The following is a 615-nucleotide window of genomic DNA, read 5'->3' on the forward strand; positions in this document are numbered from 1 at the left end:
CGCGGACCGGCCCCCGAGTTCGACCCCGACCGCCGCGAACTGGCCGGCGAGGGCGGCGCCGTCGTGGCGGGCGGTCCGGTACGCGGCGAGGGCCGTCACCACCGCGGTGTGCGCGCTCGCGTCGAACAGCGCCAGCTGCGCCCGGTTCTCCGAGAGTGCGTAATCGAACACGGTGCCGCGGAGGTCGTACGCCGGCTGGACGCTCGCGCCGACGACGACGCTCTCCGTGGCGCCGGTCAGCGGCGGCAGGCTCTGCCACAGCAGCTCGGCGGGGGAGGTGCGGTGCCGCCGCCGTCGTCGCGCGTCGAGGCCGTCGCCGTACTGGGTCGTCACGGTGACGAGGTGGCCGAGCAGCGTCGCCAGCCAGCGGCACTGCTCCTGCACCGCCGCGTCGCCGGGGTCGGCGCCGTTCGCCGGGACGATCTTCAGCACGCCGAGGCGTTCCACGCCGTCGAGCAGGATCGTCCACAGCACCGGCGCGGGCCCGTCGCGCGTCACGGTCGTGCCGGCGCGGCGGAACACCTCGCCGGCCGTCGAGGTCTCGATGTCGAGCTCGGCCGCGCCCGGCCGCAGCGGCACGAGCGTCCGCTGGTCGTAGTCGGCCAGGTAGACGTC

Annotated in this window: 1 pseudogene; it reads right to left on the reverse strand. The window is 75.9% G+C overall.

Features of this window, described 5'->3' with window-relative positions:
• A pseudogene (locus tag G3I65_RS54980) lies at positions 1–615 on the reverse strand (serine/threonine-protein phosphatase); the annotation flags it as partial.

Origin of the sequence: Amycolatopsis sp. SID8362, from assembly GCF_010550475.1 — a bacterium.
GTDB lineage: Bacteria > Actinomycetota > Actinomycetes > Mycobacteriales > Pseudonocardiaceae > Amycolatopsis > Amycolatopsis eburnea.